This window comes from Microvirga mediterraneensis, assembly GCF_013520865.1.
GTDB lineage: Bacteria > Pseudomonadota > Alphaproteobacteria > Rhizobiales > Beijerinckiaceae > Microvirga > Microvirga mediterraneensis.
Window position 1 is genome coordinate 3270001 of the sequence record NZ_JACDXJ010000001.1, and the last position, 26797, is coordinate 3296797.

The 26797-nt window shown below is 62.0% G+C and carries 21 protein-coding genes, 2 tRNA genes and 2 rRNA genes (1 of these 25 cut by a window edge); 8 read left to right on the forward strand and 17 right to left on the reverse strand.

Translation table 11 applies throughout. From position 1 onward, the window contains the following. The 6 genes from H0S73_RS15430 to H0S73_RS15455 form a co-directional block, all read right to left on the reverse strand. A 23S ribosomal RNA gene (locus tag H0S73_RS15430) occupies positions 1-919 on the reverse strand (it extends 1893 nt beyond the left edge of the window). Positions 920-1209: 290 nt separating this feature from the next. Beyond that, positions 1210-1285, reverse strand: a tRNA-Ala gene (locus tag H0S73_RS15435). 204 nt (positions 1286-1489) lie between these two features. Further along, a tRNA-Ile gene (locus tag H0S73_RS15440) sits at positions 1490-1566 on the reverse strand. Positions 1567-1736: 170 nt separating this feature from the next. Next, positions 1737-3224 (reverse strand): 16S ribosomal RNA (locus H0S73_RS15445). The 16S and 23S rRNA genes sit together here with 2 tRNA genes alongside, the layout of an rRNA operon. A gap of 795 nt (positions 3225-4019) precedes the next feature. Then, positions 4020-4478 carry a GNAT family N-acetyltransferase gene (locus H0S73_RS15450; protein ID WP_181052979.1) on the reverse strand — a complete coding sequence of 153 codons (459 nt, stop codon included), beginning with the start codon at positions 4476-4478 and terminating at the stop codon, positions 4020-4022. After that, positions 4475-5116 (reverse strand): glutathione S-transferase family protein, encoded by a 642-nt coding sequence (locus H0S73_RS15455; RefSeq protein ID WP_181052980.1) that lies wholly within the window; start codon positions 5114-5116, stop codon positions 4475-4477. The genes H0S73_RS15450 and H0S73_RS15455 overlap by 4 nt, the downstream gene beginning before the upstream one ends. A gap of 105 nt (positions 5117-5221) precedes the next feature. On the opposite strand from H0S73_RS15455, the gene H0S73_RS15460 reads away from it, so the two are divergent. After that, positions 5222-5632, forward strand: coding sequence for a DUF4345 domain-containing protein (locus tag H0S73_RS15460; RefSeq protein ID WP_181054358.1), 411 nt, complete (start codon positions 5222-5224; stop codon positions 5630-5632). A gap of 157 nt (positions 5633-5789) precedes the next feature. Here H0S73_RS15460 and H0S73_RS15465 read toward each other — a convergent pair whose 3' ends face one another. The 4 genes from H0S73_RS15465 to H0S73_RS15480 form a co-directional block, all read right to left on the reverse strand. Then, positions 5790-6506 (reverse strand): amino acid ABC transporter ATP-binding protein, encoded by a 717-nt coding sequence (locus H0S73_RS15465; protein WP_425488226.1) that lies wholly within the window; start codon positions 6504-6506, stop codon positions 5790-5792. 78 nt (positions 6507-6584) lie between these two features. Then, positions 6585-7904, reverse strand: coding sequence for an amino acid ABC transporter permease (locus tag H0S73_RS15470; RefSeq protein ID WP_181052982.1), 1320 nt, complete (start codon positions 7902-7904; stop codon positions 6585-6587). A gap of 8 nt (positions 7905-7912) precedes the next feature. Continuing rightward, positions 7913-9124 carry an amino acid ABC transporter permease gene (locus tag H0S73_RS15475; RefSeq protein ID WP_181052983.1) on the reverse strand — a complete coding sequence of 404 codons (1212 nt, stop codon included), beginning with the start codon at positions 9122-9124 and terminating at the stop codon, positions 7913-7915. Positions 9125-9261: 137 nt separating this feature from the next. Beyond that, the gene (locus tag H0S73_RS15480) at positions 9262-10281 is read right to left on the reverse strand and encodes an amino acid ABC transporter substrate-binding protein (RefSeq protein WP_181052984.1); all 1020 of its coding nucleotides are present in this window, start codon (positions 10279-10281) and stop codon (positions 9262-9264) included. Positions 10282-10511: 230 nt separating this feature from the next. Between H0S73_RS15480 and metC the strand changes: the two genes are divergently transcribed. Beyond that, positions 10512-11708 carry a cystathionine beta-lyase gene (metC, locus tag H0S73_RS15485; RefSeq protein WP_181052985.1) on the forward strand — a complete coding sequence of 399 codons (1197 nt, stop codon included), beginning with the start codon at positions 10512-10514 and terminating at the stop codon, positions 11706-11708. A 20-nt stretch (positions 11709-11728) separates the two neighbouring features. On the opposite strand, the gene H0S73_RS15490 is transcribed toward metC, so the two are convergent. The 7 genes from H0S73_RS15490 to H0S73_RS15520 form a co-directional block, all read right to left on the reverse strand. Beyond that, on the reverse strand, positions 11729-12088 hold the full coding sequence (locus tag H0S73_RS15490; RefSeq protein WP_181052986.1) for a lipid-A-disaccharide synthase N-terminal domain-containing protein: 360 nt from the start codon (positions 12086-12088) through the stop codon (positions 11729-11731). Continuing rightward, positions 12088-12822, reverse strand: a complete 735-nt coding sequence (locus tag H0S73_RS15495; RefSeq protein ID WP_181052987.1) for a glycosyltransferase family 2 protein — start codon at positions 12820-12822, stop codon at positions 12088-12090. Before H0S73_RS15495 ends, H0S73_RS15490 begins: the two co-directional genes overlap by 1 nt. 48 nt (positions 12823-12870) lie before the next feature. Then, the gene (locus H0S73_RS15500; protein WP_181052988.1) at positions 12871-14580 is read right to left on the reverse strand and encodes an ArnT family glycosyltransferase; all 1710 of its coding nucleotides are present in this window, start codon (positions 14578-14580) and stop codon (positions 12871-12873) included. 220 nt (positions 14581-14800) lie between these two features. After that, positions 14801-16210 (reverse strand): M10 family metallopeptidase C-terminal domain-containing protein, encoded by a 1410-nt coding sequence (locus H0S73_RS15505; RefSeq protein ID WP_181052989.1) that lies wholly within the window; start codon positions 16208-16210, stop codon positions 14801-14803. Positions 16211-16493: 283 nt separating this feature from the next. Then, positions 16494-16925 (reverse strand): hypothetical protein, encoded by a 432-nt coding sequence (locus H0S73_RS15510; protein ID WP_181052990.1) that lies wholly within the window; start codon positions 16923-16925, stop codon positions 16494-16496. A gap of 125 nt (positions 16926-17050) precedes the next feature. Then, complete coding sequence (locus H0S73_RS15515; protein ID WP_181052991.1) at positions 17051-17818, reverse strand: sulfite exporter TauE/SafE family protein; 768 nt, start codon at positions 17816-17818, stop codon at positions 17051-17053. Positions 17819-18032: 214 nt separating this feature from the next. Next, a complete protein-coding gene (locus tag H0S73_RS15520) occupies positions 18033-18749 on the reverse strand; it encodes a sigma-70 family RNA polymerase sigma factor (RefSeq protein WP_181052992.1) in 717 nt (238 codons plus the stop codon). 183 nt (positions 18750-18932) lie between these two features. Here H0S73_RS15520 and xylB point away from each other — a divergent pair, with 183 nt between their 5' ends. From xylB to H0S73_RS15550, 6 genes are all read left to right on the forward strand, one after another. Next, a complete protein-coding gene (xylB, locus tag H0S73_RS15525; protein ID WP_181052993.1) occupies positions 18933-20402 on the forward strand; it encodes a xylulokinase in 1470 nt (489 codons plus the stop codon). A gap of 248 nt (positions 20403-20650) precedes the next feature. After that, positions 20651-22180 (forward strand): sugar ABC transporter ATP-binding protein, encoded by a 1530-nt coding sequence (locus H0S73_RS15530; RefSeq protein ID WP_181052994.1) that lies wholly within the window; start codon positions 20651-20653, stop codon positions 22178-22180. Beyond that, positions 22177-23208: an ABC transporter permease subunit gene (locus H0S73_RS15535; RefSeq protein ID WP_181052995.1), complete on the forward strand. Its 1032-nt coding sequence runs from the start codon at positions 22177-22179 to the stop codon at positions 23206-23208. Before H0S73_RS15530 ends, H0S73_RS15535 begins: the two co-directional genes overlap by 4 nt. A 130-nt stretch (positions 23209-23338) precedes the next feature. After that, complete coding sequence (locus tag H0S73_RS15540; RefSeq protein ID WP_181052996.1) at positions 23339-24274, forward strand: ABC transporter substrate-binding protein; 936 nt, start codon at positions 23339-23341, stop codon at positions 24272-24274. A 168-nt stretch (positions 24275-24442) separates the two neighbouring features. Next, complete coding sequence (locus tag H0S73_RS15545; RefSeq protein ID WP_246388951.1) at positions 24443-25138, forward strand: L-ribulose-5-phosphate 4-epimerase; 696 nt, start codon at positions 24443-24445, stop codon at positions 25136-25138. A 48-nt stretch (positions 25139-25186) separates the two neighbouring features. After that, positions 25187-26788: a ribulokinase gene (locus H0S73_RS15550; RefSeq protein WP_181052997.1), complete on the forward strand. Its 1602-nt coding sequence runs from the start codon at positions 25187-25189 to the stop codon at positions 26786-26788. The last annotated feature ends 9 nt before the right edge of the window (positions 26789-26797 follow it).

Here is a 26797-nt window from a genome sequence, read left to right on the forward strand (position 1 = left end):
TCCAGTGCTCTACCCCCTGGAGGATTCACGCGAGGCGCTACCTAAATAGCTTTCGCGGAGAACCAGCTATTTCCGAGTTTGATTGGCCTTTCACCCCTAGCCACAAGTCATCCGAGACTTTTTCAACAGGCACCGGTTCGGTCCTCCAGTGCGTGTTACCGCACCTTCAACCTGCTCATGGCTAGATCACCCGGTTTCGGGTCTAAAGCAACGAACTCAAAACGCCCTGTTCAGACTCGCTTTCGCTGCGCCTCCACCTATCGGCTTAAGCTTGCTCGTTACTTTAAGTCGCTGACCCATTATACAAAAGGTACGCCGTCACCCAGGACAAACCTTGGGCTCCGACTGTTTGTAAGCATCCGGTTTCAGGAACTGTTTCACTCCCCTCGTCGGGGTGCTTTTCACCTTTCCCTCACGGTACTGGTTCACTATCGGTCGCTGAGGAGTACTTAGGCTTGGAGGGTGGTCCCCCCATGTTCAGACAGGATTTCACGTGTCCCGCCCTACTCATATCCAACCATCACCCTTATCCGTACGGGGCTATCACCCGTTGGTGCCTGCTTTTCCAAACAGTTCCGGTGAAGATCAGGTCGGCATTGGCCTGGTCCGCGTTCGCTCGCCACTACTAACGGAGTCTCGTTTGATGTCCTTTCCTCCGGGTACTTAGATGTTTCAGTTCCCCGGGTTCGCCTTAAACCCCTATGTATTCAGGATCTAATCCCTTCATCTGACCCTCCGTAGTGCCAGAACAGGATCGCTCCTGCCCTGACAATACAAAGGGTCGAAGGGGGGTTTCCCCATTCGGAGATCCTTGGATCAAAGCTCGTTCGCAGCTCCCCAAGGCTTATCGCAGCGTACCACGTCCTTCATCGCCTCTCAGCGCCAAGGCATCCACCAGATGCTCTTACGACACTTGATTACTCTCATGATCCATGTCCGCCCGGCAAAAGCCGAACACGGATCTTCAAGAAAGACCTGTCTTCAACGCGTCAAACGTTGAAGACGATTTTGCTTGCCAAGCATCTCCGACGCTCCCGGCTGCGGGCCGGGGCTGGTGCGCGGAACTAGGTCGTCCGCTGGTCGAAGATGCTGCCTCTTTACGATTTCAAACATCCGCGCCGCTCACCCCCAAGGGGAGGGCACGAATTCCTTTGACGATCCACGGCCATGAACAAGGTCATGGCCTATGGACTTCCAGAACACAAAAAATGGTGGAGCCTGTCGGGATCGAACCGACGACCTGAAGCTTGCAAAGCTACCGCTCTCCCAGCTGAGCTAAGGCCCCGTTTTGGCTTTGGCCTCAGACGCCGGCGAAAGCGTCCGCTTTCTTGGCTTCCCGCGCCATGGGGCGCGGCGGCCGGTCGGCCTTCGCAAGAGCTGGCGCCAGGACCGACGCGCGAGCGTCGCAAGCCCGACCGGGCGCCGCCGACGTTTCGGCGGACAGCCAAAGGGACGGACGTCCCTGCCGGCGCTTGAGGCTTCCCCAAAATGGTGGGCCTGGGACGACTCGAACGTCCGACCTCACCCTTATCAGGGGTGCGCTCTAACCACCTGAGCTACAGGCCCCAATCGAAGCAAGGCGCGGCATCCGCGCCAACCCCGACCGATGTGTTCCGGAATTGAGAAGAGAAGCGAAGACGGCAGCGTCCCGCAGAATGAGCTTCTGACTGAAGCTCTTTGTTCCAAGCGATCCGATAGAGCAGGCGAGAAGCCTTCTCATAAGAGATCGTCCTTAGAAAGGAGGTGATCCAGCCGCAGGTTCCCCTACGGCTACCTTGTTACGACTTCACCCCAGTCGCTGACCCTACCGTGGTCGCCTGCCTCCTTGCGGTTGGCGCAGCGCCGTCGGGTAAGACCAACTCCCATGGTGTGACGGGCGGTGTGTACAAGGCCCGGGAACGTATTCACCGTGGCGTTCTGATCCACGATTACTAGCGATTCCGCCTTCATGCACTCGAGTTGCAGAGTGCAATCCGAACTGAGACGGCTTTTGAGGATTAGCTCCCCCTCGCGGGTTCGCTGCCCTTTGTCACCGCCATTGTAGCACGTGTGTAGCCCAGCCCGTAAGGGCCATGAGGACTTGACGTCATCCCCACCTTCCTCGCGGCTTATCACCGGCAGTCCCCCTAGAGTGCCCACCTTAAATGCTGGCAACTAGGGGCGAGGGTTGCGCTCGTTGCGGGACTTAACCCAACATCTCACGACACGAGCTGACGACAGCCATGCAGCACCTGTGTTCCCGCCAGCCGAACTGAAGAGGTGTGTCTCCACTCCTCATACGGGACATGTCAAAGGCTGGTAAGGTTCTGCGCGTTGCTTCGAATTAAACCACATGCTCCACCGCTTGTGCGGGCCCCCGTCAATTCCTTTGAGTTTTAATCTTGCGACCGTACTCCCCAGGCGGAATGCTTAAAGCGTTAGCTGCGCCACTGACGAGCAAGCTCGCCAACGGCTGGCATTCATCGTTTACGGCGTGGACTACCAGGGTATCTAATCCTGTTTGCTCCCCACGCTTTCGCGCCTCAGCGTCAGATCCGGACCAGTCAGCCGCCTTCGCCACTGGTGTTCTTGCGAATATCTACGAATTTCACCTCTACACTCGCAGTTCCACTAACCTCTTCCGGTCTCAAGCCTCGCAGTATCGAAGGCAATTCTGTGGTTGAGCCACAGGCTTTCACCCCCGACTTACAAAGCCGCCTACGCGCCCTTTACGCCCAGTGATTCCGAACAACGCTAGCCCCCTTCGTATTACCGCGGCTGCTGGCACGAAGTTAGCCGGGGCTTCTTCTCACGCTACCGTCATTATCGTCGCGTGCGAAAGAGCTTTACAACCCTAAGGCCGTCATCACTCACGCGGCATGGCTGGATCAGGCTTGCGCCCATTGTCCAATATTCCCCACTGCTGCCTCCCGTAGGAGTTTGGGCCGTGTCTCAGTCCCAATGTGGCTGATCATCCTCTCAGACCAGCTACTGATCGTCGCCTTGGTGAGCCATTACCTCACCAACCAGCTAATCAGACGCGGGCCGATCCTTCAGCGATAAATCTTTCCCCCAAAGGGCGTATCCGGTATTAGCCCAAGTTTCCCTGGGTTATTCCAAACTGAAGGGCACGTTCCCACGCGTTACTCACCCGTCTGCCACTGACCCCGAAGGGCCCGTTCGACTTGCATGTGTTAAGCCTGCCGCCAGCGTTCGTTCTGAGCCAGGATCAAACTCTCAAGTTGAAGAATTTGATCTCGACTGTCGTCACTACGCAAATTGACAGAGTCCATCTCACTCCAGGTCGCCCTGAAGCGGTGTACTCACCAATCAAAGCATAGAACGGGTCGATGTCTATTCACCCGAACCAAAAGGTCCGGCGCAAGGACACCGCCGCCTACGCTTCTCTTCCCTCTCAACAATGTCAAAGAACAACAAACCTCAAAGACCCCAACCGCCCTTCACCAGAGCAATCAGGCCCCGAAGCCCGTGGCCGCCAGATCCCGAAGAACCCCGCCGCCGATGAAGAGGTTCTAGCCGAACCCTTTCCCCAGGTCAACACCTTTTTCGAAAAAACCAGCTCGAAATCGGCGCCCCGCCCCTCCCCTCAAGTATTCGGGCAAGCTTCATCGCCCGCACAAGCGTATTCGCTCGTGCGCTGCGCTCATCCGAACCGGCCGAAACCTTCCGGATGCTTCTCTCTGTCGTCAGAGGAGCCGTGAAGACTGCCAGAACCTGGCGTCCAGGGCTCGTGCCGCCGACCCGGACCTCGCAAGGCCCCGGTCGCAGACCAGCCCCGCCGCGGAACCCAAGGATCCCGGCCAGGCCGGCGCCGTCAAAATGTGAAGCTCGCCCGGCCCAAGGCCCGGCGGGGCTGCGGATATGTCCCCTCCAAAACACTTTGTCAACTCCCAGCCAATCCAAAACGGGGAGGAACACCGGAGAACCTGGAAGACGGGATGATTTCAAGAGGAGGTATGATGTTCCGGCCCGCCTGCCCTGCTGGCCTCGAATCCGCTGCGTGACGGGAGAGGCCCGGATCAAAGCTTCTTCTTAAAACCCTCATGGCTGCGCGCGAAGCCGAGCCGCTCATAGAAACGGTGCGCGTCTTTCCGGGTCTTGTTGGAGGTGAGCTCCATCGCGGAAGCTCCGTGGGTACGGGCATGATCCTCGGCGAAGGCAATCATCCGGGCGCCGATGCCGCCGGAGCGCCGGGCCGACCTCACCTTCACGCTCTCCACCTTCACGCGGGTGGCGCCACGCCCCGTGAGATTAGGGATGAAGGTAAGCTGGAACGTGCCCACGATCTCGTCGCCGTCGAGCGCGACGAAAAGCCTGTTATCGGGACTTTTCTGAATGGCCGCGAAAGCGGCCTCATAGGCCGGCCTCGTCTCGTCCGACCAGACATCGCCATGCGAACCCAACTCGTCCTCCTCGTGCAGGCGGATGATCGCTTCGAGATCGCCGGCCTGCGCCTCACGGATCGAGAGACTGCTCATGCGGCCACCTGTGATTTCATCGGCAGCAGGTCGGCCCGGGCCTTGAAAGCAGGCAATACCTCGACGCGCTTTGCCCATGCGTCCACTTGGGGATAATCGGCCATGTCGATCCCTGCCTCGCCGGCGCAGGAGACGGCACCATAGATGTCGATATCGGCGATGGTTGCGCCCTCCCCGACCAGCCACGCGCGACCTGCGAGATGGTCGTTCAGAACGCCGAGGGCATTCCTGGCCGCATTGACGCAGTCTTCGACCACCTCGGGAGGAGCCTGTCGGAAGCCCGCCTTGACCACGCGGGCCTTGTACAGCGGCGCCGAGAGCCGGTCGAAATCCCAATAGAGCCACTCGCGCACCTGCAGGCGCTCGTTGAGATCGGCCCCGCCGAACCGGCCGGTCATGTCGGCGAGATATTCCAGGATCGCCGCCGACTGGCAGAGCTGCCGTCCATTGTTGCGGTCCACCAGCAGGGGTACCTGGCCGTAGCGCTGCCTGGCGATGAAAGGCGGCTGCTTATGCTCGCCGCCCATCATGTTCACATGCGTATAATCGAAGGGCTCGCCCATGAGCGACAGGGCGAGCGCGACCTTGTAGGTCGGCCCTGAATAGGCAAATCCATGCAACTCGAACCGTGCCGGCATGATGCAGACCCTACCTGAGAAAATCCTGTGGCCGGGGACCGTAATCGATTGTCTTGCGCTCGGGAAGGACCAGAATCCGTTCCAACGGGGGATGCCATGGCCAGAATGGAAAGCGAACGGAAACTGTTGCAGCAGAGTGTGGCGGTCGTCGCCACCATCCCCGTGGCCACGGGGCTTTACGGCGTCCTGTTCGGACAAGCGCTCACGGGCGATGCGGTCAGCATCTCGGCCGAGAGCCATTTCCGGTTCCTGTCCGGCCTGCTCCTCGGCATCGGCCTCTGTTTCTGGAGCACCCTGCCCTCCATCGAAATCAGGACGGGCCGTTTCCGCCTCCTGACCTTGCTCGTCGTCATCGGGGGACTGGGCCGCCTGATCGGACTAGGGCTGACCGGCCTGCCGTCCCTCTTCATGGTCGGCGGATTGATCGTCGAACTGATCGTCGCGCCGGTACTGTGCCTATGGCAGACCCGGGTCGCCAACCTCTATGCGGAGGAATACGGCGTCGCCGAGCCCTGAGGCCGGAGGCCGATAGCGTTGATCCTGTCCGCCGCAGCGAAGCCGCCACCATGGGAAGGTCGACGATGCGAGGCAGCGCTCGCGCACCGAATACGTCTTCCCCAAAGAAAAAGGCCCCGGATGTCGCCGGGGCCTTCTTCGATCCAATCGATTCGTCTCAGTGCAGGATCTGGGACAGGAAGAGCTTGGTGCGCTCGTGCTGCGGGTTCCGGAAGAACTCGTCGGGCGTATTCATTTCCACGATCTGCCCGTAATCCATGAAGATCACCCGGTCGGCGACCTGGCGGGCGAAGCCCATTTCGTGGGTCACGCAAAGCATGGTCATGCCCTCGTCGGCGAGGCCCACCATGGTGTCGAGCACTTCCTTCACCATTTCCGGATCGAGCGCCGAGGTCGGCTCATCGAACAGCATGATCTTGGGGCTCATGCAGAGCGAACGGGCGATCGCGACGCGCTGCTGCTGGCCGCCGGAGAGCTGCCCCGGATACTTGTTCGCCTGCTCGGGGATCTTGACCCGCTTCAGGTAGTGCATGGCAACCTCTTCCGCCTCTTTCTTGGGCATCTTCTTCACCCAGATCGGAGCCAGCGTGCAGTTCTCGAGAATCGTCAGATGCGGGAAGAGGTTGAAGTGCTGGAACACCATGCCGACGTCGCGGCGTACCTCGTCGATCCGCTTGAGATCGTTGGTAAGCTCGGTGCCGTCGACGATGATACGGCCTTTCTGGTGCTCCTCCAGGCGATTGATGCAGCGGATCATCGTGGACTTGCCGGACCCGGAGGGCCCGCAGATCACGATGCGCTCGCCGCGACGCACATTGAGGTTGATGTCCCGAAGGACGTGGAACTCGCCGTACCATTTATGCACGTCGATCATCTGCACGGCGGCCTCGGCCTTGGGATCGATGTCGACGGAACGGGCGGTTGGGGATGACATTGTCGTAGCCATGAATGTTTACCGTTTCTGACCAGCCGCAAGGCGCCGCTCGACTCCGAGCGAGTATCGCGACATTCCAAAGCAGAAGATGAAGTAGAACAAGGCCGCAAAGGCATAGCCTGTGATGCCGATGGTGGGAGCCGCCCAGTTCGGATCGATCCGGGAGGCTTCGATGGTCTTCACCAGGTCGAAGATGCCGACGATGGCGACGAGCGACGTATCCTTGAACAGGCCGATGAAGGTGTTCACGATGCCCGGAATGACGATCCGGAGCGCCTGCGGCAGGATGATGAGGCTCATCATCTGCGGATAGTTCAACCCTAAGGACATAGCCCCTTCATACTGGCCTTTCGGCATGGCCTGGAGCCCGCCGCGCACCACCTCGGCCATATAGGCTGAAGCGAAGAGGGCCGTTCCGATCAGGGGCCGCAACAAGCGGTCGACCGTAATGTCGCCGGGAAGGAAGAGCGGCAGCATGGTGTTGGCCATGATCAGCACCGTGATCAGCGGCACGCCACGCACGAACTCGATGAAGATCACCGAGGCCATCCGGATGATGGGGAGCTTGGACCGTCGCCCCAGGGCCAGAACGATGCCGAACGGAAGCGACACCACGATGCCCACTGTCGCCACCAGCAACGTCACGAGGATGCCGCCCCACAGGGACGTGGGCACATGTGCGAGGCCGAAATCGATATCGACAAGGGCCAAGGTAATGCCGATCACCGCGACGATGCCACCACTCATGATGAGCGCCGGACGCATGGACGTCTTGAGCAGGGCGGCGACGAAGGCGAAAAGGGCGATCGTCAACGCTCCGAAGATCGCGAAGCCAATCCAGAAGCGAACCCCGAAATCGGCATTGCCGCCCGTCAGCAGGACGTAGGAAACGACCGGAAAGATCCAGAAGAAGTAGACGGCTCCCAAATCCCGGCGCGGTGCCTTGAGCCACAGTAGCCAAACAACCCCGATGGCCAGGAGGGCGAAGAAGACGTCGACCCGCCAGCGCTCGGAGATCGTGTAGGATCCGTAGACGAAGTAATTGATCTTGTCCCAGATGAAGGCCCAGCAGGCTCCGGCCTCGCTGCCCCCCGAATCGGCCCGGCAGGCAGCCCGATCCGAGCCGGACCAGACCGCGTCGATGAAGAGAAAGCGCACCAGCGGCGGGACGCTGACGTACAGGAGGTAGAAGACCACCAACGTCAGCACGGTGTTGAAGGGGCCGGAAAACAGGTTTTCCCGAACCCAGGCGACAGGGCCGCGGGCCAAATTCGGCGGAGGCAGCGCCTCAACCTGCTTAGCGCGGACGAAACGGGGCACGTCGACGGCGGTGCTCATGCGATCTCCTACCGTTCGACGATCGCCACGCGGCGATTGTAGATATTCATGATGAACGAGGTCACGAGGCTGATCGTCAGATAGACGCCCATGGTGATGACGACGACCTCGATGGCTTGGCCGGTCTGGTTGAGCACGGTCCCCATGAAGACCTGCACGAGATCGGGATAACCGATGGCCACGGCCAGGGAGGAGTTCTTCGTCAGGTTCAGGTATTGGCTCGTCAGCGGCGGTACGATGACGCGCATGGCCTGCGGGATCACGACCAGGCGCAGGGTCTGCCCGGGCGTGAGGCCGAGGGAGCCGGCGGCTTCGGACTGCCCCTTGGAGACGGCCAGGATGCCGGCGCGAACGACCTCGGCGATGAAGGCTGCCGTGTATGTGGTCAGCCCGAGCAGCAGCGCCACGAATTCAGGCAGGATCTGCAGGCCGCCGGCCAGGTTGAAGGTTCCCTTGCGCGGCAACTCGAAGGTGATCGGGTTGGCGCCCGTGAGGGCGAGGACGATCCAGGTCAGGAGCGGCAGGCCCAGGACCAGGGCCAGGGTGACCTTGCCGACCGGATATTGCCGGCCGGTCTGCTCCTGCTGCCTCCTGGCCCAGCGGCGATACACGAAGGTACCGACGAGACCGATCACGAGGGCTGCGACGATCACCGAAATATTGCCGCCCCAGATGGGCTTGGCCATGAAGAGGCCTCGGGAGTTCAGGTAGAACCCGGCGCCCATCTCGAGGGAATTGCGCGGCTGAGGAAGAGTGCCGAGAACGGCGATGTACCAGAACAGCAGCTGCACCAGCAGCGGGATGTTGCGCAGCACCTCGACATAGACCATCGCAACCTTCGCCACCATCCAGTTCTTGGACAGGCGCGCGATGCCGATCAGGAAACCGAGAATGGTCGTAAAGAAGATGCCGATGGCGGAGACGATCAGCGTGTTGAGGAGGCCAACGATGAAGGCGTCGCCGTAGGTGCTGCCGGCGGCGCTGAACTGGATCAGTGTCTGGCTGATGTCGAAGCCGGCCGTATTGTTGAGGAACCCGAAACCCGAGGCGATCTTGGCGCGCTGCAGGTTCTCGATGGCGTTGCTCGCGGCGACGTAGAACAGGAAAACGATCGCTGCGACGACAACAACCTGATAGAAAATTCCACGAACCTTCGGATCGTATAGGAACGATTTTTTGGGAGGCGATGTCTGACTGACAACGGTCTGCACTGAGTTCATCCTCTGACGGCTTATTATTTTATACCCTGCCGTCCTCCCCTGTTCATGCAGCCAATACTGTCATGAACGGGCGGCTTTTTATTGTTCTTTGAGAGAAGGACGCCCGGATATTCCGGGCGTCCTGGTCTTGAAGCGGCTTAGCGAACCGGGATGCCGTATTGCAGGCCGCCCTTGGTCCACTGGGCGTTCTGGCCGCGCTTGATCTTCAGACGGGAGCCTTCGCCCACGTTCTTCTCGAAGACCTCGCCGTAGTTGCCCACGTGCTTGATGATGCGCACGGCCCAGTCGTTGGTCAGGCCGGTGGCCTCGCCGAACTTGCCTTCCGTACCGAGAAGACGCTTGATCTCCGGATTGTCGGAGTTCTTCATCTGCTCGACATTCGCCTTGGTCACGCCGAGCTCTTCAGCATTCAGCATAGCATAATGGGTCCAGCGGACGATATCGCCCCACTGATTGTCGCCGTGGCGGACGGCCGGGCCGAGGGGCTCCTTGGAGATGATCTCGGGCAGGACGATGTGATCGTCCGGAGCCGAAGCGCGCAGGCGCTCTGCGTAAAGGCCGGAGGCGTCCGTGGTGAACGCGTCGCAGCGGCCGGCGTCATAGGCCTTGAACGTCTCGTCCGAGGTCGCGAACGCCACCACTTCGTACTTCATGTTGTTGGCACGGAAGTAGTCGGCAAGGTTCAGCTCGGTCGTGGTGCCCTGCTGGGTGCAGATCGAAGCGCCGTTCAGCTCCTTGGCCGAGGAGACGCCGAGCTTCTTGCGGACCATGAAACCCTGGCCGTCATAGTAATTGATGGCCGGGAAATCGAGGCCGAGCTGCGTATCGCGCGACATCGTCATGGTGGAGTTGCGGGACAGCACGTCCACCTCGCCGGACTGGAGCGCCGTGAAGCGGTCCTTGGCGGCGAGCGGGATGAAGCGAACCTTGGTCGGATCGTCGAAGATGGCTGCGGCGATGGCGCGGCAGAGATCGACGTCGAGGCCCGTCCAGTTGCCCTGGGCGTCCGGCTGGCCGAAACCGGCGAGACCCGTGTTCGAGCCGCAGGTCAGGAAGCCCTTCTGCTTCACGCTGTTGAGTGTCGCCTGTGCCGAAGCGCCCGTTGCGAACAGGCTGGCCGTCAGGCCGAAGGCAATCGATACGAGAGCCTTTTTCATGTTTGTATCTTCTCCCAATAATTCGACATGGCTCGGCCGTTTTTGGTTATTACCCCCCAGCCGCGCCCGGATAGACCGTTCCGCGCCGCCTCGGCTGAGACGGCATCGGGATCCATCACATTCCATGATTAATCACTGGTCAAGTCTTGATGGAAGGCATTTCTTGCCTGACTTGACGGCAGAGGCTGCCCGGTCTCTGATCCGGGTCTCCTCAGCAAGCCCTTGAAGCAATGTCAAAACTCCCCCCAAAGCCCCAAAACATCTCCGAACGCACCCGCCTCGTCCATGCCGGCCGGGAGCCCTTCGAGCAGCACGGTTTCGTAAATACGCCCATCTACCGCGGCTCGACCGTCCTCTATCCGACGACGGACGATCTGCTGCATCGGCGCGGGCGCTATTCCTATGGGACGAAAGGAACTCCCACCACGAACTCCCTGGAGTCCGCTTGGACGGAGCTGACGGGCGCGGCCGGCACCGTGCTGGCCCCGTCGGGCCTCGCCGCCGTCACGGTTGCCCTCATGTCATGCCTGAAGGCGGGCGATCATCTTCTGATGACGGATTCGGTCTACCTGCCGACCCGGCAGTTCTGTAACGGGATCCTCAAAAATTTTGGTGTGGAAACCACCTATTACGATCCGCAGATCGGCGCCGGGATCGAAGCTTTGATCCGCCCGAACACCACGGCGGTGTTCACGGAGGCCCCGGGCTCGCAATCTCTCGAGATGCAGGACATCCCCGCCATCGCCGCGGTGGCGCACCGGCATGGGGCGGTGGTCCTCATGGACAATACCTGGGCGACGCCCCTGCTGTTCCCGCCTCACGAGCGGGGCGTGGACCTCGCCATCGAGGCCGGCACAAAATACCTGAGCGGAGGATCGGACCTGCTGCTCGGCCTGGTTTCGGCCAACGAGCGCTGCTTCAAGCGCCTGCGGGAAACCTACGATTCCTTTGCCATGTGCCCGGGTCCGGAGGACGTCTTCCTTGGCTTGAGAGGCCTGCGCACCATGGCTCTGCGCCTCAGGGAGCACGAAAAGCAGGCGCTCACTATGGCCCGATGGTTCGAAGCGCGGCCCGAAGTGGCGCGGGTGCTGCATCCCGCCCTGGAAACCTATCCCGGCCACGAGATCTGGAAGCGCGACTTCAAGGGTTCGTCCGGCCTGTTCTCGGTCATTCTCAGACCCTGCTCCGATCAGGCGCTCGCCGCCATGCTCGACGGGCTTTCCCTCTTCGGCATGGGCTATTCCTGGGGCGGGTTCGAAAGCCTCGTGATTCCCTTCAACTGCGCGACCTACCGGACGGCGACGCAATGGGAGCCAGGCGGCCACGCACTCCGCTTCCATATCGGCCTGGAGGATCTGGAGGATCTGAAGCGGGATCTCGATGCGGGCTTCGCGCGGCTTCGGGAAACGGACGCCGAGGCAGCCTGAACCCTCTCAGGCCTCGGCGCCTATTGCGCCGGGGCCTCGACCTCGGAACCGATCCGGCCTGCGGCCTTCTTCCTCTCCTTCGAGATCAACATCAGGTTACGGATATAGATGAAGATCGAGAAGGCCTGCCCTAGGATGATGACGATATCGCTGCGGGCGAAGCCATAAACCAGGGTCATCAGGCCGCCGGATATGGACAGGACCCAGAATCCGACCGGAATCACGCTCTTCTCGGCCTTCTCGCTGGCGATCCACTGCACGAGGAAACGTGCCCCGAAGACGAATTGCGCCAGCACGCCAAAGGCGGCCCACAGGTCGAAGCGGGCGACGACCAGGTCATAGAAATAAAGTCCCAGATCGTGGGAAAGACGCATCAACATCAGACGATTTCCTGAGCAGCGGGAACGCGGCGCCGGCGCCGGATCAACCACCAGACTCCGGCTAAATCAAGGATGCCGACCCACAGGCGGTCGAACATGCCGTAGTTGGAACGGCCTGCATGCCGGGGCCGGTCGACCACGTCCACATGGGCGATCCGGAAGCCCTCGCGCTTGACCAGGGCGGGCATGAAGCGGTGAAGGGCGTCGAAATACGGCAGTCGCAGGTAAACCTCCCGCCGAAAGGCCTTGAGGCCGCAGCCCGTATCCCGCGTCCCATCCTTCAGGATCCTCCCGCGAACGCCGTTGGCGATCCTGGACTGCCACTTCTTGTAGGCGCCGTCCTTGCGCCCCACCCGCTGCCCGGCCACAAGGGCGACCTGCGGATCGGCGAGAGCCGCCACGAGCTGGGGAATGAAGGCCGGATCGTTCTGCCCGTCCCCGTCGAGGGTGACCACGATGGGGCCGCGAGCGGCGTGAACGCCGGTCCGGACGGCCGCGCTCTGGCCGCAGCTCGCCTCATGCCGGACGAGGCGCAGCCACGGCCGCGTCGCCCGGGCGCTCAGAACCTGTTCCACGGTCGCATCCGTGGAGCCGTCGTCCACATAGACCACCTCGAAGGGCGAAAGAGGCGCGCAGGCACGCTCGATCTCCTCGACCAGGGGGAGGATGTTGAGCGCCTCGTTCTTGACGGGCACCACGACGCTGATGCGGGGACCCTGAGAAAGATCAGTCATTCTTTACGGGCCATTCCTGGCCGCCTCTTCGAAACCGGGAAGGATTTTTCAAAACCCCGTCCCATAGACGGCGATATCGACCCGCCGCCCGCTGTTGATATTGAATCCATGGATCCGGGTCGAGAGCGTGGGCTGCTGTTTCAGGCGCTCGTTCTCGGTCCGGAACTCCCCTTCGTAACGTTTTTCTACAAACACGACACGGCACCCGCCCTGATTCAGGAAAGCGGAGGCCTGGGCTCCCGAATCGATCATTTCGAGATTCGTGCCTGTCAGGAAGACGAGGCTGGGCTCGCGATAACCGAGGGTTCCGACCTGCGGATCGGCGCATGGCACGTTGTGGGCCGCCTCGGCGAGCCGACCCGAGACCTTGAGGGAGCGTAGATCGAGCTGGGCGAAGCCGAAAACGCCGACGGCCAGGAAGACCGCCGACACGAAACTCGCCCATAGGGTCGGAACCATCCGGTTCTTCGCGAACAGCCACCAGGCCCACAGGGCGAGAAGCGAGGATGTCGCGAGGAATGGAAGCGCCCGATATGGGATCATCCTGTCGAACGTCCAACCGATCGCGGACAGACCGATCGTCAGCCCTACCGGAATGAACGGGATGAGCACTGTGGCGACCTTGGCTGCGGGCCGTTGCGGTCCGACGAAATGGCGCGCGATGGCCATGACCGTGATGATCGCAACAGCCGGCAGAAGCGGCAGCGTATAATGCGGGAGCTTGGTCGGAACCGCCTCGAACACGATCCAGGACGGCACGATCCAGGCGAGAGCAAAGGCCACCGGCTCTTCGCGGCGATGTATCCAGGCGAAGGGCACCGCGATGGCTGCCAGAATAGCTCCGGGCCAGAAAGTGGCGAAGAACGAGATCAGGTAGAAACCGGGCGGAGCCCAGTGGACCTTCTGAGCCGTGCCGACCTTGCCGAGCATGTCGTGCCCAATGGCTTCAGCGTAGAAGGCGCCCTTGGTGTTGATGGCGATGGCGATGAACCAGGGAAGGACGACGGCAAGCGTGAATGCCAGCCCCTGCCAAGGTTTGAGGGTCATGAGCCAGCGGCCGGAGCGCTCCTTGTAAGACAGCACGGCAGCGGCAAGGCCCGCGAACATGATGACCAGCGGCCCCTTGATCAGGATCCCAAAGGCGAAGCCGGTCCAGAAGAGCCACAACGCCCGTCTCGGCAACGTCCCCGCCCCTCGGCTCAGATAGGCCCGGGCCAGACCGCCCATGACCGCGACGGAGCAGGCCGTCAGCATGGCATCCGTCTTGGCCAGACGCGCTTCGACCATGAGAATGACGCAGGTCGCCATGAGGGCCGCCGTCAGGAACGCCCCTCGCCTCCCGAAGAAGGCCAGGGCCGCCCAATAAGTCAGCAGAACCGTGGCGAGGGCGCCGAACAGGGAAGGAATGCGGTAAAGAGCGATGGTGGTTCGGGCCTCGGGCACGCCCAGCGCCTGCCCGACGGAAACAGCGACGCTCTGCATCCAGTAGATGCCGACCGGCTTCTTGTTTCGCGCCTCGTCCTGGAAGCGGATATCGACGAAATCGCCCGTTTCCATCATCTGCTTGGAAGCCTGGGCATAGCGCGGCTCATCCCGATCCATGGGCTGGAGGGTCGTAAAGCCCGGGAGGAAGCAGGCGAGAGACAGCAGCACGAGGACGGCGCAGAGCCGGACGTGGCTCCGCTCGACCACGCTCGTCAGCTGGGCAACGGAGAGGTAGCGCAGAGACATTCGCTGCTGGGGGACAGAACCGTCCATCAATCACTCCGGGAGCGGGCAATCCTTCGTGCCGACAAGGGTTTCCCGTAGGCACAGGTTCATCAAAGCGCGTGATGTCCTCTAATCCCGGCGGGAAGTCAAATTGACGGAAGGTAGCGGCGCTCCGGAAGCATCCGCGAGAGCAGAATGAGCTGCCTGGAGCCCGGGACCCAGAAGCGGACACCGCAATATGAATTCATCCGCTACGCTGGACGGGCCCTCATATGATCCGGAAGTCGCCCGCAGTCATTTTCAACCCTTTGCTCAGTTGGGCGAACTTGATCTGGCTGCAGGCCCCGGTTCCGTCAGGATCGTAATACAGCGCGCCGGTTTCCCTGTCGTAGATGACCCGGTCGGATCGATCATGGGCCCTGGCGCCTGTCCAGAACGCCGGAGAGGGCAGCCTGCCCGCACGGCCGAGGTGCAAGAACTCTGCATTCTCGAGATGAATGGTGTCGTCAGTCACCGCGAAGTCGAGAACATGGTCCAGGTTGACGGCCTTCTTGGGTTTCGTGTCGAAGACGAAGACGTCCCTTCCCTGGCCGCCGATGAGCACGTCCTTACCGGTTCCGCCATGAAGCGTGTCGGCTCCGTCGAGGCCGCTGAGACGGTCTCCCCCTGCCCCTCCCTTGAGCCTGTTCGCGGCGGCGTTGCCGACGAGCGCGTCGCCTGCCCGACCTCCGAGGGCGTTCTCGATGAGAGACCTCGGATCACCATCGTACAAGAGCGCGTTGGCGATGGTGCCCCGCGCCGATCTGCCTCCGCCGAGATCGGCGAGTTGCGCCGTTGACGTCGTCGACCACTCGCCAGGCCGCAGGTCCACGCTCAGGCCGGTTCTGTAGTTCGAGAAATCGAAGGTATCGTTTCCTCCTCCATCCCAGAGGGTCATGAAGATCCGGTTGGCTCCCGGAGCTCCCTGCCCCACTCCGTCGATGAAGGCTTCTCCTGTGGTTGGGCTCCAGCAATAGATCGTGTCATCGTTGCGGGTGGAAAAATTCGCACCATACATCCGCTGAAGTGCGGCGATGTCGTACATCATTAGCGTCTGCCCGAAGCTCCACCCTTCGTTCTCAACATGGAGGCCGCTCGCGCCAACATAGGATCTGTAGGTCGTCAGCGAATACTCCATGGAGTCGTGCTCTGTCGTCATCGCTCCGAAGGAGCTTGTTTCATTGCCGTGCTTCAGGCCGATTCCATGGAGAACCTCATGGATGAAGACGTAATAGGCATAATTTCCGGAAACCGGCTGATCAAACCAGCCGCCGCTCGTCCGGAACCAGGTGTCCCCGCCTTCCGGTGCCGAAGCCGGGAAGTAGGTCCAGGCCGAGCCGGTCTCGTCGGATCTCGCCAGGCGCAGGTCGGCCTGTAGGGCAGGTGTTTCCTGGATTTCCGTGAACTTGAGTCCGGTCACGTCCGAGATCATCCCGAAGATCTTGCGGACGGTCGCGCTCTGAAAGGATGTCAGCGGCTGGAAATTGTTCTTCGCTTCGCCATAGCCATAGGCGGTTCCATAGTCCGTGGCTGCGATAGGAAAGCTGTAGGTCAGGTCGAGACTGTCCCACCGCAGTCCGGACAGGATCCCATCGATATCCTGATTGGTCGTTCTGACCACGGGAGCCATACCTGCCATTTGATTTCCCCCGAATGAAAGGGCAGGTATGGCTCCCGGTGCGGCTCATGGATAATCAACAAGTAGTAACTGTATTTGCATTTATGTGTTGCTACCGACTGAGTATCGTTACCCCACAGACACGCTACGACATAGCATAACGAACCATCATTGAAACAATGCTCAACTGTCCTGTTCATGCATCCACTTCGGAGACCACGTGGATGTCGGCCCTGGCGCGTTCGATCCTCTTGGGAGCCGATCCCGAGCCAGGGCTGCTCAACTCGGATACTTGGCTTCCAACCTAGCGGAACCAGCCGAAATAAAGCGCCCACAGGCTGGGAGACCGGATTCCGCGCACCCGCCGCGCCGCTTCGTCCGCCCGCATGGCCTCACCGCCATGGCACGAGCACAGGACGATATGGGCGTCGTGTTCGGAAATCTGGAAGAAATCCACCGCGTCCCCGAAGGTATCGCTGCGCAGGCCTGCATGGCGTAGGACAGGATCGGAGTAGGCGATCGTCAGAGCCGAGCCGTCGGCCCGCAGGGCAAGACGCTGGGCTTTCGGCTTCCACTCGATTTCGTCGAGAGTCCTGAGAATGCGGCCCGGCTCCCGTTCCAGGAGCTCGACCCAGCGGTCCAGACGTTCGCGCTTCAACAGAACCGGCGCTGTGACTTCTTCAGGGATTTTCAGGTCGGCGACGCTACTGAGTTCGGACAGAGGCCTGTGTTCCATGCTCCCCTCCTTGGCAGAAGAGCGGTTTCGAGCACCCACCAGCTAGAGGCTCAACCTGAAGCCTATGGAAAAGTTCGAGGAACAGCCCAAACGCGGCCGCTGATATTTTGTGCATTCCGGGATCGTCAGGAAGACTTCAGCAGATGCACCATCGCGGGCATTCCCAGCGACACGCCTGACAGGAAGAGCAATCCGAGCACGATCCACCGCATGGTGGCGGGAGAGAGCGGCGGGGGCCAGCGGCGGGCCGCGTGGGTCGCTCCCATGACGACCGGAATGGCAAAGAGCCCGGTCAGGATCGACGCCGATGGCAGATTGCCGGAAAAGACCACGAGACCATTCCGGAACACGGCGTTGAGCGCGAAGATCGTCACCAGGGTTTCCCTCACCGTCACCTGGGGCATCGGCTGCCGATAGAAGTGATAGACGAGCGGCGGCCCGGCAGTCGAGAACAATCCGCCCATCAGTCCCGCGATGCTGCCGAAGAACATGAATGAGCCGTCGCCGGAACGCCTCGGAAGCGGCTCAGGCTTTCGGGCGAGCTGCAGGCTCGAAACGATGATCACGATGCCGAGGATGAGGCGCAGAATGTCGGCCCGCGTTCCAGCCAGCCACTCGAGCAGCCAGTACCCCACGAAGAGCATGGGAATGCTGGTCAGCATGACGACGCGAAACTCCCGCCATGCCACGTCGCGCCAGCCCTTGTGGAGCATCTGAACCGCATTCACGAAGGTGAGGACGCTCACGAGCATCGCCGCATCGGGAAGCGACAGAAGACCGGTCAGCCCGACGCCACCCATGGTGATCAGGCCGAAAGCAAAGCCAGTCAGGGTCTGGATGTATGCGGCAATTCCGGTCAGCACCAGAAATCCGAACAGCTCGACAAGCGACATGCCTCAATATCCTTCGGGCAGTCGGTCGTCCTTACCGGTCTCGAACGGGTTTCAAGCCGCCGAGGGCCGCGAGCCGCTGCCGGAGAGCAGCAGGGCTCCGCAAAGGTATGCCGTGCGCCTGCTCACAAGTTGGTGAGGCGGAGGCATAGAACATCGTGCGAAGAAGTGGAATGCACTTTTCCGCACGATGCCCAGGTCTACAGGGAATGGATCGTCAAACGGTTGCCGAGTGGTCGTGATCGGCGCGGGATGTTCCCATGAGCTCGGCGAGACGGTTACGGGCACGATTGACCCGGCTTTTGATCGTCCCGACCTTCACGCCCAGGGCTTCCGCCGCATCCTCGTATGACATGCCTTCGGCGCCGATGAGGATGATCGCCTCGCGCTGCTCCTGCGGAAGCTTCTCCAGAGCCGTGGAGAGATCCTGGAGCGCGAGCTTGTCTTCCTGGTCAGGGATCGCGATCATGCTCGCGGCATGGGTGCCGTCGCCGTCCTCCACCTCGCGGCTGGTCTTGCGGTGGGTGGAGTAGAACCCGTTTCGCAGAATCGTGAAGAGCCAGGCCTGCAGGTTCGTGCCGGATTCGAAAGTGTCCTGCTTGGTCAAGGCCTTGAGCACCGTATCCTGAACCAGATCCTCCGCCTGATCGACCTTTCCGGTCAGCGACAGGGCGAAGGCGCGCAAGTTCGGCAACGCATCCATGACACCGTTGACGAACTCCTGGTCGACCGGCTCCGTATGCGCACGGATGACCTGGGCGACGCGGTCGGCCAGACGGGCGAGGTCGCGCGGCAGCTTGTCCTCCGCGGGGTCGCCATAAAGGGCACGCAACTGCTTACCGAGGTGCAGCCGCACGGCGGCGCTCAGTGCCGCCGCCGAGCTGGCGGTCTCGGGACGGGTGAACTCGGACGGGGGTTTGGAATTCTGTGGCATGACCGACTATCTGGTGCATGCCGCTGCCATTTAAATATCCGGGCGACATTTCGACCATGAGATTTTTTCATGGCGTCGCCTCTGGATTTTGTCACCTGTATGCCTAAGCGGCAGGGCTGAGCTATATGCTCTTTCGAACATGAGGCCAAACCAAGGCCAACACCTTTTCAAGGAGCATGCGGCGTGGCCCATTATCTCGGCATCGATGTCGGCACCTCAGCCGTGAAGGCGATCCTCGTCGACGAGCAGCAAACATCGGTCGCGGAAGCGGACATCCCCCTGCAGATATCCCGTCCGCACGATCTCTGGTCCGAGCAGGACCCGGACCTCTGGTGGGAGGCGGTGCAGACGGCGCTCGATCAGCTTCGCACGCGATCCGCGTCGGCGCTAGCGGATATCCGCGGCATCGGCCTCTCGGGTCAGATGCACGGAGCCGTTCTTCTCGACGCAAACGACCGGCCTCTCCGCCCCGCGATTCTTTGGAATGACGGTCGCTCCTTTCGAGAAGCGCAGGAGCTCCGCGACAGGTATCCGGAGCTGTCCCATGCCATGGGCGTCATTCCGATGCCCGGCTTCACTGCGCCGAAGCTCGTATGGCTCGCGCGGCATGAGCCGGAGATCTTTCGCGCCGTGCGCAAGGTGATGCTTCCGAAGGACTACATCCGCCTCAAGCTCACCGGCGACATCGTGACGGAGATGTCGGACGCCGCCGGCACCTGGTGGCTGGACGAGGGCAAGCGTGATTGGTCCGATGCCGCGCTGGCCGCGACAGGTCTCAGCCGGGACCAGATGCCGAGGCTCGTCGAAGGTTCGCAGGCATCAGGAATTCTGCTGGCCGACATCGCCCGACGATGGGGTCTGGGGAGCGATGTGGTCGTGGCGGGCGGCGCGGGGGATGCGGCGGCCGGCGCCGTGGGTCTCGGCGCCATCGATGATGGATCGGCCTTCATCTCGCTCGGCACGTCCGGCCAGCTTTTCGTCACGACCCGGAGCTTCAGCCCGGCTCCCGAGGCCGTGGTGCATTCCTTCTGCCATGCGGTGCCGGATCGCTGGTTCCAGATGGCCGCGATGCTGAACGCGGCAAGCTGTCTGGCCTGGGGAGCCCAGCTCCTGAAGCGGGACATCGGCCAGCTCCTGCACGAGACCGAAGCCGCCTATACGAAACCGTCATCCCTCCTCTTCCTGCCTTATCTCACGGGAGAGCGGACGCCGCACAACGATCCTTACGCACGCGGTGTGTTCTTCGGCCTCTCGCCGCAGACGCAGCAGACGGACCTCGTGCAGGCGATCCTCGAAGGCGTGGCCTTCAGTTTCGCCGACGCGAAGGAATGTCTCGCGCAGGCAGGCACGCCGCTAACCTATGCGGGGATGATCGGTGGTGGGTCGAGGAGCGCGTTCTGGGCCAGAATCTTCGCGAGCGTGCTGGACGTCCGGATGCTGCGCTATCATGGCAGCGACAAGGGGCCGGCATTCGGTGCGGCACGGCTGGCGCGATTGGCGACGACCGGCGAATCCCCGGATACGGTGTGCACGCCACCCAGGATTCTGGAAACCATCGAGCCCGAGCCGCAGCTCGTCGACCTCTATCGTCCGAGGATCGATGCCTTCCGCAGCCTGTATCGCGCCCTGAAGCCGGAATTCTCGCGTCCCTGAAGAAAGCGCAGAAACAGAACAATATATCTATTCGCTGGAAAGCCGAATGCTGCAAACCATAACTTTATCCATAAATTGTCGCGGACTCTGTTCCACGGCAATTTAGGAGGGATTGAAACCCGATTGAATTGAAACATTTAGGGCATTCACGATCTCTTCTGATCCGGTCCGAAATTTGGCATGATAGAGTCTTCAGAGTTCAAGGCTGAAAACTGCCGATACAAAAATGCGCCTTTAGGGAAACGCCCATGACAGGATCCAATCCGATCCTCGAAATGAGAGACATCTCCAAGACGTTCCCAGGCGTCAAGGCGCTGACGAACGTCTCTCTGACGGTCTATCCGGGAGAGATTCACGCATTGATGGGAGAGAACGGCGCCGGCAAGTCGACGCTGATGAAGATCCTCTCCGGCGCCTATCAGGCCGATCCGGGGGGAGAAATCCTCATCAACGGCCAGCCCATCGTCATAGACGGCCCGCTGACGGCGCGGCATCACGGCATCTCCATCATCTATCAGGAGCTCTCCCTCGCCCCGAACCTGACGGTCGCCGAGAACATGCTTCTCGGCCGCGAGCACAAGTCCGGCCCCATGGTCGACCGGCGCTCCATGGAGAAGGCCTGCCAGACGGTTCTCGAACGGCTCGGCGTCCAGTTCAAGGCAACCACGAAGGTCAGCGAGCTGTCGATGGCCGAGCGGCAGCTCGTGGAGATCGCCCGCGCGCTCATCGCGAATTCCCGCATCCTGGTCATGGACGAGCCCACGACCTCGCTCTCCTCCCGTGAGACGGAGGCTATGTTCGCGCTCGTCCGGCAGCTGCGGGCGGAAGGCCTCGCCATCATCTACATCAGCCACCGCATGGCCGAGATCTACGAGTTGGCCGAACGTGTCTCGGTCCTGCGGGACGGGTCTTATGTCGGCACCCTTGTGGGCGACGAAATCTCGGCCGAGCGCCTTGTTCAGATGATGGTCGGCCGCGATCTGTCGTCCTTCTACAAGAAGGACCACGACGCTCATCAGAGCCGGGGGCCCGTGATGTTCGCTGTGCGCAACATGGCCGACGGCGCGCGCGTGCACGATTGCTCCTTCGAACTGCATGAGGGCGAGGTCCTCGGGATCGCCGGGCTCGTCGGCGCGGGACGCACGGAGCTTGCGCGCCTCATCTATGGGGCCGATCCGCGCACCAGCGGCGAGGTCTTTCTCCAGGGCAAGCGTCTTTCGATCGACGAGCCCGAGGATGCCATCGAGGCGGGCGTGGTCTACCTGACGGAAGACCGCAAGCATCTCGGCCTCTTCCTCGACCTGACCGTGCGGGACAACGTGAACGTGAACGTGTTGGGCCGGGATGCGCGCGCGGGCGGCGTGCTCAACATCAAAGCCGCCAGGCAACGGGCCGCGGCAGCGATCCGGGCTCTCGGAATCCGCGTGGCGGGCGATGTGGTGCCGGTCGGCAGCCTTTCGGGCGGCAACCAGCAGAAGGTCCTTCTCTCCCGACTGCTCGAGACGAAACCCAAGGTCCTCATCCTCGACGAGCCGACCCGTGGCGTCGACATCGGTGCGAAGTCGGAGATCTACCGGCTGATCGACAGCCTCGCCCGCAACGGCGTCGGCGTCATCGTCATCTCCAGCGAGCTCCCGGAAGTCGTGGGCATCTGCGACCGCGTGCTGGTGATGCGGGAAGGACGGCTCGAGGGCGAGGTCGGCGGCGCCGGCCATCCGCCCATGACCCAGGAAAACATCATTGCTATCGCGACAGGCGTAAGGGAAGCGGCCGAATGACATCCCCGAATGAGACCAGCGCAGGCCTGCAATCGACCGGAGCGAAGGGCGTCGATGCGGCATCCGAAAGCCTTCAGCGGCGCCTTGCCTGGCGCTCCACCCTTCAAGCCATCGGCATGCTGCCGGTGCTCATCATCCTCGGCATCGTGTTCGAACTCATGTCGGGGCGGTTCCTGAGCTTCCAGAACCTCTCGATCGTGATGCAGCAGGCCTCGATCAACACCGTGCTCGCGGCCGGGATGACCTTCGTCATTCTCACAGGCGGCATCGACCTGTCGGTCGGCTCGATCCTGGCCGCCGCCGCCATGGTGGCTATCCTCGGATCCCTGATCCCCGAATGGGGCATGCTGGGCATTCCGGCCGCCCTGCTGACCGGGTTGGGCCTCGGCCTCGTGAACGGTGCGCTGATCGCTTTCGCGAAGCTCCCGCCCTTCATCGTGACCCTGGGCTCGCTGACCGCCGTGCGCGGCCTCGCGCGCCTGCTCGGAGACGATACCACCCAGTTCAACCCTCAGCTTCCTTTCGCCTTCATCGGCAACGGCACCCTGTTCGGCCTGCCCTGGCTGGTATGGATCGCCTTCGCGGTGGTGATCATCTCCTGGTTCATCCTGCGAAGAACGGTGCTGGGCGTCCATATCTATGCGGTCGGCGGCAATCCTGACGCGGCGCGGCTCACCGGCATCAAGGTCTGGGCGGTGCTGCTGTTCGTCTATGCCTTCTCGGGACTGGCGGCAGGCCTCGGCGGCGTCATGTCGGCGGCGCGCCTCTTCGCCGCGAACGGGTTGCAGCTCGGGCAATCCTACGAACTCGACGCCATCGCGGCCGTCATCCTCGGCGGCCCCAGCTTCGTCGGCGGCATCGGGTCGATCTGGGGCACGCTGATCGGCGCGCTCATCATCGCCATCCTGTCGAACGGCCTCATCCTGGTGGGCGTCTCCGACATCTGGCAGTTCATCATCAAGGGGCTCGTGATCATCGGGGCCGTGGCGCTCGACCGCTACCGCCTCAAGGGATCGGCACGCACCTGATCAAGAGATACCGGTGCCCGGCCTGGGCGCTCGTATGATCACCCTCCCGGAAAGCAAGCACAGGCCCCGGGAGGCGTGGAGCACAAAGAGACCTGCAAAGGACACTTACAAAGGACACTTGGAGGAACCAATGGCACTTTCCCGTCTGACCCTGAGCCTTGCCGTCGTTGCCGGCCTGGCAGCCCCGGCCTATGCCAAGGACGTCAAGAACGTCGGCATTTCGGTCGGCCTCCTGGGCAACCCGTTCTTCGTCGCGACCATCAAGGGCATCGAGGCCAAGGCGAAGGAGATCACTCCCGGGGCCAAGATCACGTCCGTGTCGGCGGATTACGATCTAAACAAGCAATTCACCCAGATGGACAACTTCACGGCGGCCGGAACGGACATCGTGATGATCAACGCGGTCGATCCGAAGGCCATCGAGCCTTCCGTCAAGCGCGCTCAGGCGGCCGGCCTCGTGGTTGCCGCCTTCGACGTGGCCGCGGCCGGCGCCGACGTGACGGTGATGACGGACAACGTCAAAGCCGGCGAGCTCGCCTGCCAGTACATCGCCGACCACCTCAAGGGTAAGGGCGACGTCCTCATCGTGAACGGCCCGCAGGTCTCGTCGATCACGGATCGCGTGAAGGGTTGCAAGAACGTCTTCTCCAAGTACCCGGACATCAAGGTCCTCTCGGACAACCAGGACGCCAAGGGTTCCCGTGAGGGCGGCTTCGCCGTCGGTCAGAGCCTGCTGACCCGTTTCCCGAAGGTGGATGCCGTCTTCGCGATCAATGACCCCACCGCCATCGGCATCAATCTGGCCGCCAAGCAGCTCAACCGCAACGAGTTCATCATCACGGCGGTTGACGGGGCCCCGGACATCGAGACCGAGCTGAAGTCGGGCAACTCCCTGATCAAGGCCTCGGCCTCGCAGGACCCGTACGTCATGGCGGCCCAGTCCTATGAGCTCGCCGTCGGCATCGTGAACGGCAAGAAGCCCGAGAAGAACGTGATCCTGCTCGAGCCGAAGCTGATCACCGCAGACAACATCAAGGACTACAAGGGCTGGCAGGCCGTCCGCTGATTTCGTTTGACATCCGGCGGTCATGGCGCGAGCTGTGGCCGCCGTTTTCCGTTCATGGGCCCCTGGCATTTTTCGGTGAAGAGGATCCGGTTCACTGTCAAAAATGCGCCAAAGCAAACAAGAGAGGCGATTCCAATTTAGTGGAAACGGCTCTAGAGGAAGCATCCGATGTTGAAGCAGCTGCGCGAGCAGGTTCTGGAAGCCAATCTGGAAGTGGTGCGCCGCGGGCTCGTTCTCTACACCTTCGGCAATGTCAGCGGCATCAGCCGCGACGACAACCTCGTCGTCATCAAGCCGAGCGGAGTGCCATACGAGCGCATGAAGGCCGACGACCTGGTCGTTACGGACCTCGAAGGCAAGGTCGTCTGGGGCGAGCTGCGCCCCTCCTCCGACCTCGATACCCACATCCATCTCTACAAGGCCTTCCCGGAGATCGGCGGCGTGGTGCACACCCACTCGGAATACGCCGTGGCCTGGGCTCAGGCGGGCCGTCCGATCCCGGCTCTCGGCACCACCCATGCCGACTATTTCTACGGTCCGGTTCCGGTCACCCGCGAGCTGACCGCCGACGAGATCAAGAACGATTATGTCCGTGCGACCGGTGTCGCCATCGCGGAGGCCTTCGGTAATCGCGACCCGATGGAAGTGCCGGCCGCTCTGGTCGCGGGACATGGCCCCTTCGCATGGGGACGGACGCCGGACGATGCCGTGCACAACGCGGTCGTACTGGAAGCCGTGGCCCGCATGGCGATGTATACGTTCTCGCTTCAACCGAACGCGCAGGGCGTTTCGCAGGCGCTGCTCGACCGGCACTATTTCCGCAAGCATGGGGCGGCGGCGACCTATGGCCAGTCCGAGAAATAACCTCCCGCCTCCTTTTCAACCGCACACGACCCGATTTGGGAGATCAAGATGGCCGTTGTAGCAGGTGTCGATTTCGGCACTCTGAGCGTAAGGGTCACCCTCGTCGACGACCGCAAGGGCCCGCTCGGCCTCGCCAAGGCGGAATACCCGCTGCACCGGAAGCGCGAGAACCCCGCCTACGCGACCCAGGCGCATGCCGATCACATGGATGCGCTGGCGCGCGCCATGCGCGGCGCCCTGGATTCGGCGGGCGTGAAGGGCGAGGATGTGGCGGCGCTCGCCATCGACACCACCGGCTCCAGCGTCGTGATGGTCGGAGAGGGCCTGGAGCCCCTCGACGAATATTACCTCTGGTGCGACCACCGGGCGAAAGCCGAGGCCGAGGAGATCACCCGGCTCGCGCATCGGGAAGGCCTCGAAGCCATCCAATGGTGCGGCGGCGTCTATTCTCATGAATGGGGCTTCTCCAAGCTGCTGCACTGGCTGCGCAATAATCCCGACAAGCGCGACCGGCTCGTGACTGCCCTCGAACATTGCGACATGGTGGCAGCCACCCTCACCGGCGTCACGAATCCCCGCCAGATCAAGCGCAGCGTTTGCGGCATGGGCCATAAATGGATGTGGAACCCCCGCTGGGGCGGCCTGCCCCCGCAGGAATTCCTCTCCAAGGTCGATCCGCTGTTCGACGGCATTCGCGAGAAGCTTGCGGGCGAATATGCCACCTCCGACGTCGTCGCAGGCCATCTCGCTCCCTATTGGGCGGATCGGCTCGGACTGAAGGCCGGCATTCCGATCCCGGTCGGCGCCCTCGACGCACACTGGGACGCTATCGGCGCCGGCTGCCGGGTCGGCGATGTCGTGAACGTGGTCGGCACGTCCACCTGCATCATCGCGATCGCCGAGGATACCAGCCTGATTCAGGGCGTCTGCGGTGTCGTGCCCGGCAGTGTCGATCCCAACCTCGTCGGGATCGAGGCCGGTCTGTCTGCGACCGGCGATATCTTCGAAGCGATCGCCCGGCGCGCCAACACCAGCGTCCAGGAACTCTCCAAGGGCCTGGAGCAGTACCGCGCCGGCCAGACCGGCCTCCTGCGCCTGACCTGGGACAACGGCGACCGCACGGTTCTCGTGAAGGCGGATCTCGGCGGCATCACGCTGGGCTGGAACCTGCTGCACACGGCTCAGGACGAACTATTCGCCGCCATAGAAGGGACTGCCTTCCACACCCGTATCATCCTCGAGCGCATGGTCGAGGGCGGCGTGCCGGTGGAGCGGGTCATCAATGCGGGCGGAATCCCACAGCACAATGCGGTTCTGAACCAGGTCTACGCCAACGTGCTCGGCCGTCCGGTCCTGGTCCCCAACGGGATCCCGACCGGCCTGGGCTCCAGCATCTTCGCGAGCCTCGCCGCCGGATCGCATCCCGATCTCGACAGCGCCCGGACGGCGATCTGCCTTCCTTTCCGGACCTTCGAACCGGACCCGAAGGCGCATGCGGTCTATGAGCAGCTCTTCGCCCATTTCAAGACGCTCTATTTCGGCTTCGGCGGTGTCTCTGGACCCGTTTCCCTGGATCATATATTGCGCGACCTCAAGCGGATCGCGGCTCTCCCCTCGGAGCCGGTTCCGCCCGATGCGATGCCCGCGTAACATCATGCG